Origin of the sequence: Pseudomonas sp. Cab53 (assembly GCF_018325965.1) — a bacterium.
Classification (GTDB): Bacteria; Pseudomonadota; Gammaproteobacteria; order Pseudomonadales; family Pseudomonadaceae; genus Aquipseudomonas; species Aquipseudomonas chlororaphis_E.
In genome coordinates, this window is record NZ_AP021902.1 from 2,215,904 (window position 1) to 2,233,670 (window position 17,767).

At 59.4% G+C, this 17,767-nt stretch carries 15 protein-coding genes; 2 read left to right on the top strand and 13 right to left on the bottom strand.

Annotated elements, in window-relative coordinates:
* Positions 1–14 precede the first annotated feature (14 nt).
* From KI241_RS09700 to KI241_RS09755, 12 genes are all read right to left on the bottom strand, one after another.
* Positions 15–689: an NADH-quinone oxidoreductase subunit B gene (locus tag KI241_RS09700; protein ID WP_030141322.1), complete on the bottom strand. Its 675-nt coding sequence runs from the start codon at positions 687–689 to the stop codon at positions 15–17.
* Between the two features lie 10 nt (positions 690–699).
* Positions 700–1,113 carry an NADH-quinone oxidoreductase subunit A gene (locus KI241_RS09705; RefSeq protein ID WP_030141323.1) on the bottom strand — a complete coding sequence of 138 codons (414 nt, stop codon included), beginning with the start codon at positions 1,111–1,113 and terminating at the stop codon, positions 700–702.
* 624 nt (positions 1,114–1,737) lie between these two features.
* Entirely contained in the window at positions 1,738–3,063 is a 1,326-nt protein-coding gene (gene aceA, locus KI241_RS09710; RefSeq protein WP_041021072.1) for an isocitrate lyase, read from the bottom strand.
* Positions 3,064–3,567: 504 nt separating this feature from the next.
* Positions 3,568–4,329 carry a secretin N-terminal domain-containing protein gene (locus KI241_RS09715; protein ID WP_042729783.1) on the bottom strand — a complete coding sequence of 254 codons (762 nt, stop codon included), beginning with the start codon at positions 4,327–4,329 and terminating at the stop codon, positions 3,568–3,570.
* Between the two features lie 190 nt (positions 4,330–4,519).
* Entirely contained in the window at positions 4,520–6,718 is a 2,199-nt protein-coding gene (locus tag KI241_RS09720) for a hypothetical protein (protein ID WP_212803624.1), read from the bottom strand.
* Between the two features lie 360 nt (positions 6,719–7,078).
* The gene (locus tag KI241_RS09725) at positions 7,079–7,504 is read right to left on the bottom strand and encodes a GNAT family N-acetyltransferase (RefSeq protein ID WP_042729781.1); all 426 of its coding nucleotides are present in this window, start codon (positions 7,502–7,504) and stop codon (positions 7,079–7,081) included.
* Positions 7,497–8,663: a cupin domain-containing protein gene (locus KI241_RS09730; RefSeq protein WP_042729780.1), complete on the bottom strand. Its 1,167-nt coding sequence runs from the start codon at positions 8,661–8,663 to the stop codon at positions 7,497–7,499. Before KI241_RS09730 ends, KI241_RS09725 begins: the two co-directional genes overlap by 8 nt.
* Before the next feature lie 84 nt (positions 8,664–8,747).
* The gene (purB, locus tag KI241_RS09735; protein ID WP_042729779.1) at positions 8,748–10,118 is read right to left on the bottom strand and encodes an adenylosuccinate lyase; all 1,371 of its coding nucleotides are present in this window, start codon (positions 10,116–10,118) and stop codon (positions 8,748–8,750) included.
* A gap of 272 nt (positions 10,119–10,390) precedes the next feature.
* Positions 10,391–11,014, bottom strand: a complete 624-nt coding sequence (gene hflD, locus KI241_RS09740) for a high frequency lysogenization protein HflD (protein ID WP_042732087.1) — start codon at positions 11,012–11,014, stop codon at positions 10,391–10,393.
* Entirely contained in the window at positions 11,011–12,135 is a 1,125-nt protein-coding gene (gene mnmA / locus KI241_RS09745; protein ID WP_042732086.1) for a tRNA 2-thiouridine(34) synthase MnmA, read from the bottom strand. Before mnmA ends, hflD begins: the two co-directional genes overlap by 4 nt.
* Positions 12,136–12,194: 59 nt before the next feature.
* Positions 12,195–12,641: an NUDIX hydrolase gene (locus KI241_RS09750; protein ID WP_042732085.1), complete on the bottom strand. Its 447-nt coding sequence runs from the start codon at positions 12,639–12,641 to the stop codon at positions 12,195–12,197.
* Positions 12,642–12,837: 196 nt separating this feature from the next.
* Positions 12,838–15,063 carry an NADP-dependent isocitrate dehydrogenase gene (locus tag KI241_RS09755; RefSeq protein WP_042732084.1) on the bottom strand — a complete coding sequence of 742 codons (2,226 nt, stop codon included), beginning with the start codon at positions 15,061–15,063 and terminating at the stop codon, positions 12,838–12,840.
* A gap of 496 nt (positions 15,064–15,559) precedes the next feature.
* On the opposite strand from KI241_RS09755, the gene icd reads away from it, so the two are divergent.
* Positions 15,560–16,816: an NADP-dependent isocitrate dehydrogenase gene (icd, locus tag KI241_RS09760; protein ID WP_042732083.1), complete on the top strand. Its 1,257-nt coding sequence runs from the start codon at positions 15,560–15,562 to the stop codon at positions 16,814–16,816.
* A 79-nt stretch (positions 16,817–16,895) separates the two neighbouring features.
* Here the strand turns inward: icd and cspD are convergent, their stop codons facing one another.
* Positions 16,896–17,147, bottom strand: coding sequence for a cold shock domain-containing protein CspD (gene cspD, locus KI241_RS09765; protein WP_144419493.1), 252 nt, complete (start codon positions 17,145–17,147; stop codon positions 16,896–16,898).
* 241 nt (positions 17,148–17,388) lie between these two features.
* On the opposite strand from cspD, the gene clpS reads away from it, so the two are divergent.
* Entirely contained in the window at positions 17,389–17,751 is a 363-nt protein-coding gene (clpS, locus tag KI241_RS09770; RefSeq protein WP_003180089.1) for an ATP-dependent Clp protease adapter ClpS, read from the top strand.
* Positions 17,752–17,767 lie beyond the last annotated feature (16 nt).

Sequence of the window (17,767 nt, forward strand, 5' to 3'; positions counted from 1 at the left end):
GGAACAGAGCTGGATCAGACTTCGTCGGGGCTGCGCAGGTTGGTGACTGCGATACGCTGTTCGCGACGCTGTTCCTTTTGCGACGGCATCTCGGCGCGATAAACGCCTTGATCACCAACGACCCAGGACAGTGGGCGACGCTCCTGGCCAATCGACTCCTGCAACAGCATCAAGCCTTGCAGGAAAGCTTCAGGGCGAGGCGGGCAGCCAGGCACGTAGACGTCCACGGGCAGGAACTTGTCCACCCCTTGAACGACGGAATAGATGTCGTACATGCCACCGGAGTTGGCGCACGAACCCATGGAGATCACCCACTTGGGTTCGAGCATCTGCTCATAGAGACGCTGGATGATCGGCGCCATCTTGATGAAGCAGGTTCCGGCGATAACCATGAAGTCCGCCTGGCGCGGCGAGGCCCGGATCACTTCGGCGCCGAAGCGCGCGATGTCGTGGGGCGCCGTGAAGGCGGTGGTCATTTCCACGTAGCAGCACGAAAGGCCGAAGTTGTACGGCCACAGGGAGTTCTTGCGACCCCAGTTGACCGTGCTGTTCAGCACGTCTTCGAGCTTGCCCATGAAGATGTTCTTGTGGACTTGATCTTCTAACGGATCGGCGACGGTTTCCCGTTTGCCAATCGGATACTGCTCGTTAGGAGCATCGGGGTCGATCCTGGTGAGATTGTATTGCATTGCCAAAGCCTCATTGTTTCAGCTTCGCTTGCCGCTTGCGCCGAGCTTCCGGAGCCCAATCAAGTGCCCCCACCCGGTAAAGGTAGACAAGACCTGCCAACAGAATTGCTATGAAAACGAGTGCTTCGACGAATCCGGTCCAGCCGCTTTCGCGGACGGACACAGACCATGCAAAGAGAAAGAGGGCTTCGATATCGAAGATCACGAAGAGCATCGCGACCAGATAGAATTTGGCTGAGAGCCGCAAGCGGGCGCCACCGGTAGGTAGCATGCCGGACTCGAACGGTTCGTTTTTGCTGCGGCCCCAGGCTTTTGACCCGAGCAGGCTCGACACGCCGAGCATGAAGGCACACAGGCCGACGACGCCCAGAAGGAAAATGGCAAAGCCCCAGTTGTGGGCCATGAGTCCTGTCGCTTCGGGCATGCTGGAAATCCTTAACAGAGGGCAAGGGCCTCTGAGCTTGAAAAGAAATAACGCAGTGACGATATGTCGCAGCAATCAATCGCGGTGATTTTATGGCTAAACACCGGGCAAGTAAAATTCCTATAGCGAAATTATTTATTGGAATAAGGACATAGCGCACCTCCAAGGCCCCGCGGCCCCGGTGGGATGGGCATTGGCCGTTGATTCTTCAATAATATTTCGCGTTGGTTGTAACAAAGAGATGTTCGCCTAAATGATAATTGTTATTGTTTGTGCGGGCGTTTCATCAAGTAAGCCCGCGCAGTAGCTGAGTACTTTTCTTACAGGGTAGTGACTGCAATTGTCAGCGCCGGCCGTTTTACTCTTTTTCAGACTGCCTGATACTGCGTTCGATCAATTTTTCTGAAGGTTCTTCCGTTTCTGATGGGAGCGGGCTTGCTCGCGAAAGCGGTGTGTCAGTTGTGCATTCATTGCCTGGCGCGTCGCCTTCACGAGCAAGCCCGCTCCCACAAGGGCGCTTCGCCCCTTGAAGCGTAGGCGAAAAAAAGCCCCGAACCGGTCGGGGCGTCAGATATAGGCCTTGCGGTTAGTTTTTACTCGGTCCGCAAGGGCCGTTCAGGCGGATCAGTGGAACTGTTCTTCTTCGGTCGAACCGGTCAGCGCGGTCACCGACGAGGTGCCGCCCTGGATCACGGTGGTCATGTCGTCGAAGTAGCCAGTGCCCACTTCCTGCTGGTGGGCCACGAAGGTGTAGCCTTTGGCAGCGTCAGCGAATTCCTGCTCTTGCAGCTTCACGTAGGCGGTCATGTCGTTGCGGGCGTAGTCGTGCGCCAGGTTGAACATGCTGTGCCACATGTTGTGAATGCCGGCCAGGGTGATGAACTGGTGCTTGTAGCCCATGGCGGACAGTTCGCGCTGGAACTTGGCGATGGTCGCGTCGTCCAGGTTTTTCTTCCAGTTGAAGGAAGGCGAGCAGTTGTACGACAGGATCTGGTCCGGGTATTCCTTCTTGATCGCTTCGGCGAAACGACGGGCTTCGTCCAGGTCCGGCTTGGCGGTTTCGCACCAGATCAGGTCGGCGTACGGCGCGTAGGCCAGGCCGCGGGCGATGGCCTGGTCGAGGCCGGCGCGGACCTTGTAGAAGCCTTCCTGAGTGCGGGTGCCGGTCACGAACGGCTGGTCGTACGGGTCGCAGTCGGAGGTCAGCAGGTCAGCGGCGTTGGCGTCGGTACGGGCCAGGATGATGGTCGGTACACCGGCAACGTCGGCGGCCAGGCGGGCAGCGGTCAGCTTCTGCACGGCTTCCTGGGTCGGAACCAGTACCTTGCCGCCCATGTGGCCGCATTTCTTCACCGAGGCCAACTGATCTTCGAAGTGCACGCCGGCGGCGCCTGCCTCGATCATGCTCTTCATCAGTTCGTAGGCGTTCAGGACGCCGCCGAAACCGGCTTCGGCGTCAGCCACGATCGGTGCGAAGTAGTCGATGTAGCCTTCATCGCCCGGGTTCTTGCCAGCTTTCCACTGGATCTGGTCGGCGCGACGGAACGAGTTGTTGATGCGCTTGACCACGGTTGGCACCGAGTCCACCGGGTACAGCGACTGATCAGGGTACATCGACTCGGCGGAGTTGTTGTCCGCGGCCACTTGCCAGCCCGACAGGTAGATCGCCTGGATGCCGGCCTTGACTTGCTGAACGGCCTGGCCGCCGGTCAGGGCGCCCATGCAGTTGACGAAATCTTTCTCGGGACGGAAGGATGGCTTGGCGCCCTGGGTGACCAGGTTCCACAGCTTCTCGGCGCCCATCTTTGCAAAGGTGTGCTCAGGTTGAACCGAGCCACGCAGGCGGACGACGTCAGCAGCGGAATAATTGCGCTTCACGCCTTTCCAGCGCGGGTTTTCAGCCCAGTCTTTTTCAAGGGCTGCAATTTGCTGTTCGCGTGTCAGTGCCATGGAGATAAACCTCGTCGCGTCGTGTAGAAAAAATCGGTCTGGGTCAAATGTCCTGCGTGCCTACGGCGCCAGTCATTGGCGAAGGAGGCTGCTCGCTGGCCAGGGGGCCGGGCGGACAAGTCGGTTCAGGCGGGGCGGCGACGGGATGAACGATGGGCTCGAGGGGAAAGTGAGCAGGTAGGGGCGAACTGCGGGCGCATGCGGGCGTCGTGGGCCTTTATACGAACTCAGAGTGATGCCGGGTTACCTAGTTACGCTTCCGTCCCTCGGGACAACTTCGTTCCAGTCGCAACCTCGTCAAACACACCTTGTGGGCGGTACAGACACGAATCGGCTCGCAGGGTGGTTGCAAGCGTCGACCCGAAGGCCCTTGCCAGGGCCCCTGATTAGCGGGAGCGAGGCCATCATGCCTTCGGTTTTTTGGCTCGTCAAACGTTTTGTAGTGCTTTTTTTTGAGCACTACATCTTTGGTCTAATACGACTCATCAGTCAGTTTTTGGTGCTTCAGTTCAGGGTGTCGACCTTGACCCGCAAAATCATGTCATCGCGGCCCTGGGTCGAGTAGCTGCGGGTCAGCCCCTGTTTATCGGCCTGGGTCTGGCGATTCACTCCGGCCAGGGTGATCCATTCGCCCAGGCGTCCGCTGACGGTTGTGTCGGTACTTTGCACGTTCACTACATCGGGACGTTCTTGGCTCATGCGGTCACGGTTGGTACTGATGCTCAGGTGAACGGTTTCGCCGGTGACGCTAGCGGTGACGTAGAAACCCTGGGTGACGTTGCGGTATTCGGTCTGGCTCTGCACGCGACCGTAGTTGTCGCTCTGGCTGCTGGTGAACGGCACGCTCTGGCCCACCTGGATCAGGGCCGGCTGGCCTTCGCTGGCCTGCACCTGCTGCACGCCGCCGTCGCGGCTCGCGGTGCTGCGGTTGATGATGCGGGTCTGGCTGGGGGCGGCGCCGTTGATGGAATAGCCCTGGTCGCCCTGCAGATTGTTCTCGTTGGTGTCGACCGTGATCAGCAGGCGCTTGGGGGCGGTGTCCAGTTGTGCCAGGAACTGGCGCAGTTCTTCGATCTTGCCGGGCTCGCCATTGACGATCAGTTGATTGCCATAGGCGCTGACCTGGCCGTCCTTGCCCATGAAATTCTGCGCCACCGGCAGCAAGTCGGCGCTGGTTCGGTAATTCAACGGGACGATTTGCGTGTCGGCCATCACAGACAGGCTGCACCCCAGTAGCAGGGTGGTCAGGAGGGTGCGTAGGGACATTCCATTTCTCCGCGGGACAAAGGCTTGATATTGCCAGTTTGTCGGCCCAGCGTGGTGCAAGTTGAATGATAGGCAGCAAAACGCCCCGGCATTGGAGGATGGCGGGGCGTTTTCTTGGACAGGCGTCTGGTAGAGCGATAGGCGGCGAACCGCCCATCTGATGAGATTGTCTCAGAAAGTCTGCCGCGCCTCAGCTGACAATGACTCGTATTAGGCTTGACTGGTTGTCATGCATGCCGTCTCCCCTGTCGTTCATTCTCAAGAAAATGTCTCCGATCTTCTGTTCACCTCGCTCCTCCGAATGCCAAGCGGGCAGCGGTGTCCCGTTTTCTCCCCATTTATAGATGAGCTGGCCATATCTGGCGCCTGGCCCGCTGTAGGGATAAGACGTGTCGCCGACGATGGAAATAAGTTTTTCCGATACGCCTGCTGGGCCGCAATCTCCTGAAATCGAGGCAACCGTAGTGGTGAGCGCCGGGGCTCCCCAGTTGTTTTTTCGTGAGACGGCCGGTGCATCGAGCGCCATGAATATCGGTTCACTGGAATTTCCCAAGTGAACGATCTTGTCCCAGTTCTGATGTCTGGTGATGCCGCACCTGACCCAGCCGCTGTCCGGGATTACTGTAACGAATACGAGTTCTCCACTGGGTCTGAATGTGCCGACGTAAACCTGCATGGCGCCGTAGCATCGGGTAAGCCGCTCGTCAGGTATGTTCATTCTCAGAAAAAGTTCACCTTGCTCGCTCAGTGTGCTTGCATAGTGTTCGTTATAAATCGGCAAGGCCTTTCCGTTCTCCCCAAACTTATAGAGCAATTGTCCAACATAGGCTCCCGGCCCATTGAAAGGGAAGTTATTGTCACCGCTGGCTATAGGATAATTGGTGTCGCCAGCTGCTTTGCAGTAAAGATTATGGCCGTATTCCCATGTGTCGGCAGGCAGGGGGATCGGCACCGGGAAAGCAACACTTGAAGATACAAATGACACCAGCCAGTCCCTGCTTACGGATACGCTGGCACGTTGCGGAGTCCGCGTATTTGCGTCGACTGTGAGTATGACCCCCGTGCGGTCGTGGCGTGTGGTGTCAGGTGTTCTATTCCATATGAAGCCATACTCTTTTATATCGTTGTATACATTCAAGGCGACACCTACAACATCTCCTGTAATAGGTATTGCACTTCCGCCCCCGGAGGGAGGGGTGTAAGCGCCGCTTTGTATAAGTCCAAGTATTTTATTCGCAAACGGGACAATCTCGTTTAAATAGCCAGTCACTTGGTGGGCGATCTTGTCAATGTCTGGGGGGGAGGGGGCCACATAAATATATCGATTGTTTGACCAACCATTACCATCGTTGGCGACCAGCCCGAACCTGGTCTGCGGCAGATCATCGGAGAGGATAATGTACCATCGTCCATACTGGTCAGCATAACCGCTGCCCCATATCTTGTTTCCGACATATGACTCGTAGATGTCAATTTTCGAATTTGGAGCAGCGGTTCCGGATACCATCGGACGCCGCGATACCTGAGTGTCCTCGCCGGGCCTGTCGATGTTCAGGGCGGTGTTTTGCCCTGGGGATGGATTGCCCAAGTTCGATACATTGACATATCGATTGTTCGACCATTGTTTGCCATCACTGGCAATCAGACCAAACCTGGTCTCTGGCAGATCCTCGGGAAGATCGATGCTCCAATATCCATATGGGTCGGTATTGCCACTGCCCCATATCTTGTTGCCGACATTAGCCTCATATATATCTATCTTTGAATTGGGTTCGGCGAATCCGGCTACCGTGGGGCGTCGTGGTACCTGATCATCCTCGTGAGGGTACCAGATGAGCAGAGAAAAAGACGGCGTCGGAGAGAGAACACCCGCCGTTACAGTGACATATCGATTGTTTGACCATTGTTTACCATCATTGGCAACCAGCCCAAACCTGACGTCTGGTAGATCTTCGGAAAGTGTAATGCTCCAAGATCCATATTTGTCGGCATGGCCGCTACCCCATATCTTGTTTCCGACATTAGACTCATAAATATCTATTTTTGAATCGGGTTCGGAGATTCCGGATATCGTGGGGCGTCGTATTACTCGGGCATCCTCTTCGGGGGTGTTAATGAGAAAGTCCCAATCCCGTACTTGGACATAACGATTATTCGACCATTCACCATTTTCCGAGACTACTAGCCCAAACCTCCCCAGCGGCAGGTCTTCGCTGGGTACAAGGGTCCAGTTGCCACTGGCATCTGCATAAGTGCTACCCCATATCTTATTACCGACATTGGACTCGTAGAGCGTGATGGCAGCGTTTGGGCTGCTGGTGCCTGTCACTTTGGGTCTGCGGGCGACTGCAATCTCATCATAAAGGGGATTTAGAATCATAGCTGTCATTTCACTTCTCCATTCGGCATAAACATAAACTGAAGGATTGGAAAAGCTAAACTCACATACTGTTCTGGGTGCCCATGTGTGCAACGCGTAGGCAGCAGACCTAACTTCATCGTCTTTTCCAAGTTTCAGTTCGATGCTAGGGGCTGACGATTCAAGCGGCTACTGTCAGAAATGGCAGTATTGACCAACGGTGATCCGTTTATCGGGAGGGTGCTTAAGGAAGGTTTCTGGTATTAGGTGTTATGCAAAAAAGCGGCCATCTCACGATGGCCGCTTTTTTGCCGATCCATTTATTTGGGCAACCTGCATGCAAGCCCATGGCTTTCTTGCTGGTGCTCGATCAATCGTGGGGCGCAGCGCTCAGGCGCTACCGCGCACCATATCCACATGAGGGATCCCGGCTTCCAGGAACTCCTCGCTGACCACGGCGAAGCCCAGTCGCTCATAGAACGGCGTGGCGTGCACCTGGGCGCTGAGTTTCTGTTGCTTGAGGCCACGCTTCTCGGCTTCCGCGATCACCGCGTGCATCAGGGCGTCGCCGACCTTCAGGCCGCGCCAGTCCTTGAGCACCGAGACGCGCCCGACATGGCCGTCGGTCAGCAGGCGCGCGGTGCCGATGGGGAAATCGCCTTCGAAGGCGAGGAAGTGCACGGCGCCCTGGTCGTCGGCATCCCATTCCAGCTCGGGTGGGACGGATTGCTCGGCAATGAACACCGCTTCACGAATGCGCCGGATCTCGGCGTTATCCTTTTGCCAGTCTGCGACACGAACGTGAATTTTATTCATCGGCGAACCCCAGGCTGCCTTGTTTGACCAGCTCGCAGATCAGGCCGCGGCCGTCTTCATCGGCCAGCCAGGGGCCGAGGTTCTCGATGTGCAGGGCGTCGGCGGCGCAGATCATCTTCAGCAGATCGCGCAGCTTGCCCGGCAGGTAGCGGCTCTGGCCGCTGGCGAACAGCAGCAGGTCGTCGTCGACTTCCGACCAGGCCAGGCGCGCGCTCGGATTGCGGATGATCACCGCGCCTTGTTCCAGGCCGGCCAAAAGGTCGTCTTCTTCCAGTTCCGGGCCAACCACCAGTTCCGGGTAGCGTGGCTCGGTCATGAACTGGCCGAACCAGGTCAGCAGCAGGCGTTCGTCGCTCATGTGTTCGGCCAGCAGGCCCTTGAGGCGGTCGAGAGCATCGTGCTGGATCTGGTGTGGATCGCTTACCGGGCGCGCGTCGGCGTCGGTGTAGCGTTCTTCGTCCGGCAGGAACTGGCTGAGGAAGTCGGTGAAGTGGGTCAGCACTTCGGCCGCGCTCGGTGCGCGAAAGCCCACGGAGTAAGTCATGCAGTCATCCACGGCCACCCCGCAATGGGCCAGGCGCGGCGGCAGGTAGAGCATGTCGCCGGGTTCCAGGACCCATTCGTCGGTGGCCTCGAAGTCGGCGAGGATGCGCAAGTCGGCGTGGGGCAGCAGCGGGCTGTCGGAGTCGCACATCTGGCCGATCTTCCAGTTGCGCTTGCCATGGCCTTGCAGCAGGAATACGTCGTAGTTGTCGAAATGCGGGCCGACGCTGCCACCTGGGGCAGCGAAGCTGATCATCACGTCATCGATGCGCCAGCTCGGCAGGAAGCGGAAGTGCTCCAGCAGTTCGCTGACTTCCGGGACGAACTGGTCGACGGCTTGCACCAGCAGGGTCCAGTCTCGCGCCGGCAGTTGGCTGAATTCGTCTTCGGCGAACGGGCCGCGACGCAGTTCCCAGGGGCGCTCGCCGTGCTCGAGCACCAGGCGCGATTCGACTTCTTCTTCCAGGGCCAGGCCGGCCAGTTCGTCGGCATCGATCGGGCTTTCGAAGTCAGCAATGGCCTGGCGGATCAGCAGGGGCTTTTTCTGCCAGTAGTCGCGCAAGAACTCCCGTGCCGTGATGCCGCCCAGAAGTTGCAGAGGAATATCAGGATTCATGTGTAACCTATTGAAAAAATATACTTTTCATACGCGAATAAAAACGCCCGGCGCGGCCGGGCGTCTCAAGGGTGCAGCGGTGCGTCAGATGCGCTTGGCTTGTGCCGCGGCGTTGCCGATGTAGCTGGCCGGGGTCAGCTTCTTCAGTTCGGTCTTGGCGTCGGCGGGCATGTCCAGGCCATCGATGAAAGTCTGCAACGCTTCAGGGCTGATGCCTTTGCCGCGGGTCAGTTCTTTCAGTTTTTCGTAGGGGTTTTCGATGTTGTAGCGGCGCATGACCGTCTGGATCGGCTCGGCCAGGACTTCCCAGCAGGCGTCCAGGTCGGCGGCGATCTTCTGCTCGTTCAGTTCCAGCTTGCCGATGCCCTTGAGGCTGGCTTCGTAGGCGATGACGCTGTGGGCAAAGCCCACGCCCAGGTTGCGCAGCACGGTGGAGTCGGTCAGGTCGCGCTGCCAGCGGGAGATTGGCAGCTTGCTCGCCAGGTGCTGGAACAGTGCGTTGGCGATGCCCAGGTTGCCTTCGGAGTTTTCGAAGTCGATCGGGTTGACCTTGTGCGGCATGGTCGAGGAACCGATTTCGCCGGCAATGGTGCGTTGCTTGAAGTAACCCAGGGAGATGTAGCCCCAGATGTCACGGTCGAAGTCGATCAGGATGGTGTTGAAGCGCGCGATCGCATCGAACAGCTCGGCAATGTAGTCATGCGGCTCGATCTGGGTGGTGTACGGGTTGAAGCTCAGGCCCAGTTCGTCTTCGATGAAGGCGCGGGCGTTGGCTTCCCAGTCGATGTCCGGGTAGGCCGACAGGTGGGCGTTGTAGTTGCCCACGGCGCCATTGATCTTGCCCAGCAGCGGCACGGCGGCCACTTGAGCGATCTGGCGCTCCAGGCGGTACACCACGTTCGCCAGTTCCTTGCCCAGGGTGGTCGGCGATGCCGGTTGACCGTGGGTGCGGGACAGCATTGGGACGTCGGCAAAGCGGATGGCCAGCTCGCGGATCGCCTGGGCGACCTGGCGCATCAGCGGCAGCATCACCTCGTCACGGCCTTCGCGCAGCATCAGGGCGTGGGACAGGTTGTTGATGTCCTCGCTGGTGCAGGCGAAGTGAATGAACTCGCTCACGTTGGCCAGTTCCGGCAGCTTGGCCGCCTGCTCCTTGAGCAGGTACTCGATGGCCTTGACGTCGTGGTTGGTGGTGCGTTCGATCTCTTTGACGCGCTCGGCATGCTCCAGCGCAAAGTTGTCCGCCAGGGTGTTCAACACCGCGTTGGCTTCGGCGGAAAACGCCGGGACTTCGCCGATGGCGGGGTGGGCGGCCAGGCGCTGGAGCCAGCGCACTTCAACCAGGACGCGGGCACGGATCAGGCCGTACTCGCTGAAAATCGGGCGCAGGGCCTGGGTTTTGCCGGCGTAGCGGCCGTCTACAGGGGAAACCGCAGTGAGCGAAGAGAGCTGCATGGGGTGTTCTCGGACAGTCGGGCAACGAAATGGGGCGCGTATCATACATGAAAACAATCGCCGATCCGTCGCCAACTGACCGGCGTGTTACGCGTAACGAAATAAAACTGTTTATTACCTGTGGCGAGGGGATTCATCCCCGTTGGGCTGCGCAGCAGCCCTAAAAGCAGCGAACTCAATCTTCTTGGCGCACCGAGTTACCTGGTTTGGGGCCGCTTCGCAGCCCAACGGGGATGAATCCCCTCGCCACAAAAAAAACCGGTTGAAGCGACTTATTCGTTGCGCATCAATGGGTAAAGCTCTTTCAGCAACTTGCGCCGGCTGATCACCAGTTGCCAGCGATGGCCGCCCAGTTGCCGCCACAACCGCGCCGAGCGGATCCCGGCGAGCAGCAGGGCGCGGATCTTCGAGGCGTTGCTCGGTTGCTGCAGGTTGCGCATGTCGCCGTGCACCTGGATGCGTTGGCGCAGGGTGCTCAGGGTGTCTTGGTACAGGGCGCCACAGGCGGCCACGACATTCTCGTGGGACGGGCCGAAGTGTTCGACCTGGGATTGAATCTGCGGCAGACGCTTGCCGATGGTCTCCAGCATGTCGTCGCGCTTGGCCAGCTGGCGCTCGAGCCCCAGCATAGACAGGGCGTAGCGCAGCGGTTCGCGCTGCAAGGCGCTGGGGTCGCGCTCCAGGGCGCCGACCAGTGCGCGGTAGCCTTCGCGCAGGTTGAGGTCGTCGCCACCGTAGACTTCCAGGGTGTCCTTGGGGTCGCGAACCAGCAGGCTGCCGAGCATGCAGCTCAGGCCCGCTTCGGAGGCCTGGCCGGTCTTGGCGATCCGGTCCACCAGCACGGCGGCGAGAAACACGCCGCCCAACGCCGTCAGTTGTTCCTGGATCGGGGTCATGCCTTGCTACTCCAGGGCTCGGCCACTTCGATGACGCCGCCGCCCAGGCAGATTTCGCCATCGTAGAACACCACGGACTGGCCAGGCGTGACCGCCCGTTGCGGATCGTCGAACGTGGCTCGGTAGCCGGTGGCGGTCTTTTCCAGGGTGCAAGGCTGGTCGCCCTGCCGGTAGCGGACCTTGGCCGTCAGGCGGCGTGGCTCGCTGAGGTCGATCGGGTTGACCCAATAGATGTCGGAGGCGAGCAGGGCGCGGGAAAACAGCCACGGATGGTCATTGCCCTGGCCGACGATCAGCTCGTTGTGTTCCAGGTCCTTGATCAGTACGTACCACGGCTCTTCGCCGGCGTCTTTCAGGCCGCCGATGCCCAGGCCCTGGCGCTGGCCGATGGTGTGGTACATCAGGCCATGGTGGCGGCCGATGACTTCGCCTTCGGTTGTCTTGATCTCGCCTGGCTGGGCCGGCAGGTATTGCTTGAGGAAGTCGCTGAAGCGGCGCTCGCCGATGAAGCAGATCCCGGTGGAGTCCTTCTTCTTCGCGGTGGCGAGGGCGTGTTTCTCGGCGATGGCCCGTACTTCGGGCTTTTCCAGTTCGCCCACCGGGAACAGCGTCTTGGCGATCTGTTCGCCGCCGACCGCATGCAGGAAGTAGCTCTGGTCCTTGTTCGGGTCCAGGCCCTTGAGCAGCTCGGTGCGACCGTCGATGTCGCGGCGGCGCACGTAGTGACCGGTGGCGATCAGGTCGGCGCCGAGCATCATCGCGTAGTCGAGGAACGCCTTGAACTTGATCTCGCGGTTGCAGAGGATGTCCGGGTTCGGCGTGCGACCGGCCTTGTACTCGGCCAGGAAGTGCTCGAACACGTTGTCCCAGTACTCGGCGGCAAAGTTGGCGGTGTGCAGCTTGATGCCGATCTTGTCGCACACGGCCTGGGCGTCCGCGAGGTCGTCCATGGCGGTGCAGTATTCGGTTCCGTCGTCTTCTTCCCAGTTCTTCATGAACAGGCCTTCCACCTCATAACCCTGCTCGATCAGCAGAAGGGCGGAAACGGAAGAGTCCACGCCGCCGGACATGCCGACAATGACGCGCTTCTTTTGTGTGTCAGAAGGGGCTGGATCGCGCATAGCAGTTCAATGAGTGTCTTGAAAAAGGACGCGATTCTATCAGGCCCGGGCGCTCAAGGCTAAAGAGAAGGACGGATCAGCGTCAGACTGTGGCGATGACCGGCCAGATAATCGTCGATGCAGCGGATGATCAGCTCGCTGCGCCAGCGTTCGCGCTGTTCGAGCAGTTCGTCGCGGGTCAGCCATCGGGCGCCGAGAATGCCGTCGTCCAGCGGTGCCTCGGGGTGGTGCCTGAGCGCCTTGGCGGCGAAGCAGACCCGCTGGTAGGTCACGCCATTGCTGGGGGCGGTGTACAGGTAGATGCCCACCACGCTGGTGGGCTCGACGTCCCAGCCGGTTTCTTCCAGGGTTTCGCGCACGGCGGCCTCGATCAGCGTCTCATCCGGGTCCAGGTGCCCGGCGGGCTGGTTGAGCACCGCGCGCCCGCCCTTGGATTCCTCCACCATCAGGAAGCGGCCGTTGTCCTCGACGATGGTGGCGACGGTGATGTGGGGGTTCCAATTCATGTGGCGTCCTCGATCTCAATGTCTGAATGCGATTAATGTGGGAGCGGGCTTGCTCGCGAAAGCGGTGGGTCAGTCGGCCTATTCGTTCGCTGACCCACCGCCTTCGCGAGCAAGCCCGCTCCCACAAGGTGATGTGGCAAGGCTGAAAACACAAACCCCGGCACAAGGCCGGGGTTCGTGGTGCTTCCTGAGGACCTTACACCAGCGCAGCGATTGCCGCGTTGAAGGTGGCGCTCGGGCGCATGGCCTTGCTGGTCAGTTCCGGGTTGGCGAAGTAGTAGCCGCCAATGTCCACGGGCTTGCCCTGCACGGCGTTGAGTTCGGCAACGATCTTCTCTTCGTTGTCGGTCAGCGTCTTGGCCAGGGCGGTGAACTGAGCCTTGAGGGCTTCATCGTCATTCTGTGCGGCCAGTGCCTGGGCCCAGAACAGGGTCAGGTAGAAGTGGCTGCCACGGTTGTCGATGCCGCCCACTTTGCGCGAAGGCGACTTGTTGCGGTCCAGGAACTCGCCAGTGGCCTGATCGAGGGTCTTGGCCAGCACCAGTGCCTTGGGGTTGTTGTAGGTCACGCCCAGGTGTTCGAGGGACGCGGCCAGGGCCAGGAACTCGCCCAGGGAATCCCAGCGCAGGAAGTTTTCTTCCAGCAGTTGCTGGACGTGCTTGGGCGCGGAACCGCCGGCGCCTGTTTCGAACAGGCCACCACCGTTCATCAGCGGCACGATCGACAGCATCTTGGCGCTGGTGCCCAGTTCCATGATCGGGAACAGGTCGGTCAGGTAGTCGCGCAGCACGTTGCCGGTCACCGAGATGGTGTCCTTGCCTTCGCGAGTGCGGGCCAGGGTGAACTTCATCGCTTCGACCGGCGACATGATGCGCAGGTCCAGGCCGTTGGTGTCGTGGTCTTTCAGGTAGGCCTGGACTTTCTCGATGACCACGCCGTCATGGGCGCGCATCGGGTCCAGCCAGAAAATCGCCGGCGTGTTGCTGGCGCGGGCACGGTTGACGGCCAGCTTGACCCAATCCTGGATCGGCGCGTCCTTGGTCTGGCACATGCGGAAGATGTCGCCAGCCTCGACGTTCTGCTCCAGCAGAGTGCGACCGGTGCTGTCGGATACACGCACCACGCCGTCGACCTTGATCTGGAAGGTCTTGTCGTGGGAGCCGTATTCCTCGGCCTTCTTGGCCATCAGGCCGACGTTCGGCACGCTGCCCATGGTGGTGGGGTCGAAGGCGCCGTGTTGCTTGCAGTCTTCGATCACCGCCTGGTAGATGGTGGCGTAGCAGCGGTCCGGGATCACAGCCTTGGTGTCGTGCAGTTGGCCATCGGTGCCCCACATCTTGCCGGAGTCACGGATCATGGCTGGCATCGAGGCGTCGACGATGACGTCGCTCGGCACGTGCAGGTTGGTGATGCCTTTGTCGGAGTTGACCATCGCCAGGGATGGACGCACCGCGTAGACCGCTTGGATGTCGGCTTCGATCTGCGCCTGCTGCTCGGCCGGCAGGGCCTTGATGCGGGCGTACAGGTCGCCGATGCCGTTGTTCAGGTTGAAACCGATCTGCTCCAGCACCTCGGCGTGCTTGGCCAGGGCGTCTTTATAGAACTCGGCCACGATCTGACCGAACATGATCGGGTCGGAGACCTTCATCATGGTGGCCTTGAGGTGCACCGACAGCAGCACGCCTTGTTTCTTGGCGTCTTCGATCTGGGCTGCGATGAATTCGCGCAGGGCTTTCTTGCTCAGTACGGCGCAGTCGAGGATCTCACCGACTTGCACGGTGGTTTTTTCCTTCAGGACAGTGGCAGTGCCGTCCTGGGCGATCAACTCGATTTTCACGCTGCCAGCGGCGTCGATCAGGGCGGCTTTTTCGCTGCCGTAGAAATCACCGTTGCTCATGTGGGCCACGTGGGACTTGGAGTCCGCTGCCCAGGCGCCCATCTTGTGCGGGTGCTTGCGCGCGTAGTTCTTGACCGACAGCGGCGCACGACGGTCGGAGTTGCCTTCGCGCAGGACCGGGTTCACGGCGCTGCCTTTGACTTTGTCGTAACGGGCGCGAGCGTCTTTCTCGGCATCGCTGGTCACGGTTTCCGGGTAGTCCGGCAGCGCGTAGCCCTGGGCCTGCAATTCCTTGATCGCGGCCTGCAGTTGCGGCACCGAAGCACTGATGTTCGGCAGTTTGATGATGTTGGCTTCAGGCGTAACGGCCAGGTCGCCCAGTTCGGCGAGGTGGTCGGCTACGGCTTTGTCACCCAATTGCTCGGGGAAGCTGGCCAGGATGCGCCCTGCGAGGGAGATGTCGCGGGTTTCCACGGCGATATCGGCCGAAGCGGTAAAGGCTTCGACGATCGGCAGCAGTGAATAGGTGGCGAGGGCGGGAGCTTCGTCGGTGAAGGTATAGATGATCTTCGAGCGGGTGGGCATATTCGGATTAACTCTCTTCTTTGCTAAAGCATGCGCAGAAACTCGAGGGGCGCCGGGTAAGCGCGTTCGTTCAAAGTCATCCGTGAGCCGAATGTCGAGGTTTCTTCGCGGTGATGTTGGGTGCATCAGTCGAGCGTCAAGCGGTGGAGCCGCGGTAACGGTCCGGCTTCGTAACTGGCGGAAAATCCTGGCTTTTTCTTCTCAAGCGCAAGCGTCCGGCCGTCGTGACCCTGTGGTCAGCGGCGGCATTATACATAGGTAGCTGGCAATCTGCCGATGCTTCATAGACTTCCGTACACGTCCATTGGTCTAAACGTCGCAGGCGCGGGCGGTCGGACTATGCTCATGTTTGGCACTTTTCCCTTGGTTTTCAGGCTTGTACGCGGCCAACTGCAGCGCTTTGTGCCGGATGAGTCGAACGTAGGGTTTGCGTGCCGATACAACTGGGTTACGCTCGAATGCAGCCAGATGTTCAATCCAAGCAATGGAGTTCAGCATGGGGTATCAAAAGATTCAGGTTCCAGCCGTCGGTGACAAAATTACCGTCAATGCAGACCATTCTCTTAATGTTCCCGACAACCCGATCATCCCCTTCATCGAAGGCGACGGCATTGGCGTCGATATCAGTCCGGTCATGATCAAGGTTGTGGACGCTGCGGTGCAGAAGGCCTACGGCGGCAAGCGCAAGATTTCCTGGATGGAGGTCTATGCCGGTGAGAAGGCCACCCAGGTCTACGACCAGGACACCTGGCTGCCCCAGGAAACCCTGGATGCGGTCAAGGATTACGTGGTGTCCATCAAGGGCCCGCTGACCACGCCGGTCGGTGGCGGCATCCGTTCGCTCAACGTGGCGCTGCGCCAGCAACTCGACCTGTATGTGTGCCTGCGCCCGGTGCGCTGGTTCGAAGGCGTGCCGAGCCCGGTCAAGAAGCCGGGTGACGTGGACATGACGATCTTTCGCGAGAACTCCGAAGACATCTACGCGGGCATCGAGTGGAAGGCCGGCTCGGCCGAAGCCACCAAGGTCATCAAGTTCCTGAAAGAAGAAATGGGCGTGACCAAGATCCGCTTCGACGAAAACTGCGGCATTGGCGTCAAGCCGGTGTCCAAGCAAGGCACCCAGCGCCTGGCGCGCAAGGCCTTGCAATATGTCGTCGACAATGACCGGGATTCGCTGACCATCGTGCACAAAGGCAACATCATGAAGTTCACCGAAGGTGCCTTCAAGGAATGGGCCTACGAAGTGGCGGCCGAGGAGTTTGGCGCGACGCTGCTCGACGGCGGCCCATGGATGCAGTTCAAGAACCCGAAGACCGGCAAGAACGTGATCGTCAAGGATGCCATCGCCGATGCGATGCTCCAGCAGATCCTGCTGCGTCCGGCCGAGTACGATGTGATTGCGACGTTGAACCTCAACGGTGACTACCTCTCCGACGCCCTGGCGGCGGAAGTGGGCGGGATCGGTATCGCGCCAGGTGCCAACCTGTCCGACACCGTGGCGATGTTCGAAGCCACCCACGGTACTGCGCCCAAGTATGCGGGCAAGGACCAGGTCAACCCGGGGTCGCTGATCCTGTCGGCTGAAATGATGCTGCGTCACATGGGGTGGACCGAGGCGGCCGACCTGATCATCAAGGGCACCAACGGCGCGATTTCGGCCAAGACCGTGACCTATGACTTCGAACGCCTGATGGACGGTGCCAAGCTGGTGTCGTCTTCGGGCTTCGGCGATGCCCTGATCTCGCACATGTAAACGGATCGGCGCCCAACGCGAATGCCCGGCTCGAGTCGATCGAGCCGGGCATTTTTCGTTCGTCCGGGGTAGTTGCCGGTCAAAGCGTCTCGACGACCCTGGCGGGTGCGGGGGCGGCGGTGTCTTCGACGCAGTCCACCTTGATGTTGACCGCGTGCAGGCCCTTGGGTCCCTGGATGACTTCGAACGTCACAGGTTGTCCAGCCTTCAGGGTCTTATAGCCTTCCATGCTGATTGCCGAGTAATGGGCGAAAAGGTCTTCATCCCGGCCGGCTGCGATAATGAATCCGTAGCCCTTGGCATTGTTGAACCATTTCACCTTGCCACTCATCTTGACAGCCGACATAAACCATATCCCTCTGCAACGCACTCCATCACTGGAGTATCATCCAGTCCATCCGCAGGCTAATCTTGAAAACAGGGTAGAAGCCACGGACCTTTTTAACCCACGATGGGCTCTATTGGTTGTAACACCGTTTTGCCGATAGTCAAGGTGGCCGGGTGGTCGTGGTTGAAATCGCCCGAAAGCGCCCCCATCACTGTATTCGCCAACTAAACGAACCTTTCTTTCCATGCATGCAGTCAGCCAGATTCGACTAACATTCAATCAGGATCGCCCGGATCTACACGACGACGATTCCGCAGGCATTGCTGTTCAGGAGGCAAAGCCTGCATTACAGGCGCCACCGATGTACAAGGTGGTTTTGTTCAACGATGACTACACACCGATGGATTTCGTCGTCGAAGTGCTCGAGGTGTTTTTTAACCTGAATCGCGAGCTGGCGACCAAGGTCATGCTGGCCGTTCATACAGAGGGACGGGCAGTATGTGGAGTGTTTACCCGCGACATCGCCGAGACAAAGGCCATGCAGGTCAACCAGTACGCCCGGGAAAGCCAGCATCCGCTACTCTGTGAAATCGAGAAGGACGGTTAACGCCGACCACTTGGGT

What these genes read in the sequence shown, in the direction of transcription:
- aceA (WP_041021072.1), bottom strand. Translation starts at nt 3,063, where the DNA reads ATGGCACTGACACGCGAACAGCAAATTGCAGCCCTTGAAAAAGACTGG.
- KI241_RS09755 (WP_042732084.1), bottom strand. Translation starts at nt 15,063, where the DNA reads ATGCCCACCCGCTCGAAGATCATCTATACCTTCACCGACGAAGCTCCC.
- KI241_RS09700 (WP_030141322.1), bottom strand. Translation starts at nt 689, where the DNA reads ATGCAATACAATCTCACCAGGATCGACCCCGATGCTCCTAACGAGCAG.
- KI241_RS09720 (WP_212803624.1), bottom strand. Translation starts at nt 6,718, where the DNA reads ATGACAGCTATGATTCTAAATCCCCTTTATGATGAGATTGCAGTCGCC.
- purB (WP_042729779.1), bottom strand. Translation starts at nt 10,118, where the DNA reads ATGCAGCTCTCTTCGCTCACTGCGGTTTCCCCTGTAGACGGCCGCTAC.
- mnmA (WP_042732086.1), bottom strand. Translation starts at nt 12,135, where the DNA reads ATGCGCGATCCAGCCCCTTCTGACACACAAAAGAAGCGCGTCATTGTC.
- KI241_RS09725 (WP_042729781.1), bottom strand. Translation starts at nt 7,504, where the DNA reads ATGAATAAAATTCACGTTCGTGTCGCAGACTGGCAAAAGGATAACGCC.
- cspD (WP_144419493.1), bottom strand. Translation starts at nt 17,147, where the DNA reads ATGAGTGGCAAGGTGAAATGGTTCAACAATGCCAAGGGCTACGGATTC.
- clpS (WP_003180089.1), top strand. Translation starts at nt 17,389, where the DNA reads ATGCATGCAGTCAGCCAGATTCGACTAACATTCAATCAGGATCGCCCG.
- KI241_RS09705 (WP_030141323.1), bottom strand. Translation starts at nt 1,113, where the DNA reads ATGCCCGAAGCGACAGGACTCATGGCCCACAACTGGGGCTTTGCCATT.
- icd (WP_042732083.1), top strand. Translation starts at nt 15,560, where the DNA reads ATGGGGTATCAAAAGATTCAGGTTCCAGCCGTCGGTGACAAAATTACC.
- hflD (WP_042732087.1), bottom strand. Translation starts at nt 11,014, where the DNA reads ATGACCCCGATCCAGGAACAACTGACGGCGTTGGGCGGCGTGTTTCTC.
- KI241_RS09750 (WP_042732085.1), bottom strand. Translation starts at nt 12,641, where the DNA reads ATGAATTGGAACCCCCACATCACCGTCGCCACCATCGTCGAGGACAAC.
- KI241_RS09715 (WP_042729783.1), bottom strand. Translation starts at nt 4,329, where the DNA reads ATGTCCCTACGCACCCTCCTGACCACCCTGCTACTGGGGTGCAGCCTG.
- KI241_RS09730 (WP_042729780.1), bottom strand. Translation starts at nt 8,663, where the DNA reads ATGAATCCTGATATTCCTCTGCAACTTCTGGGCGGCATCACGGCACGG.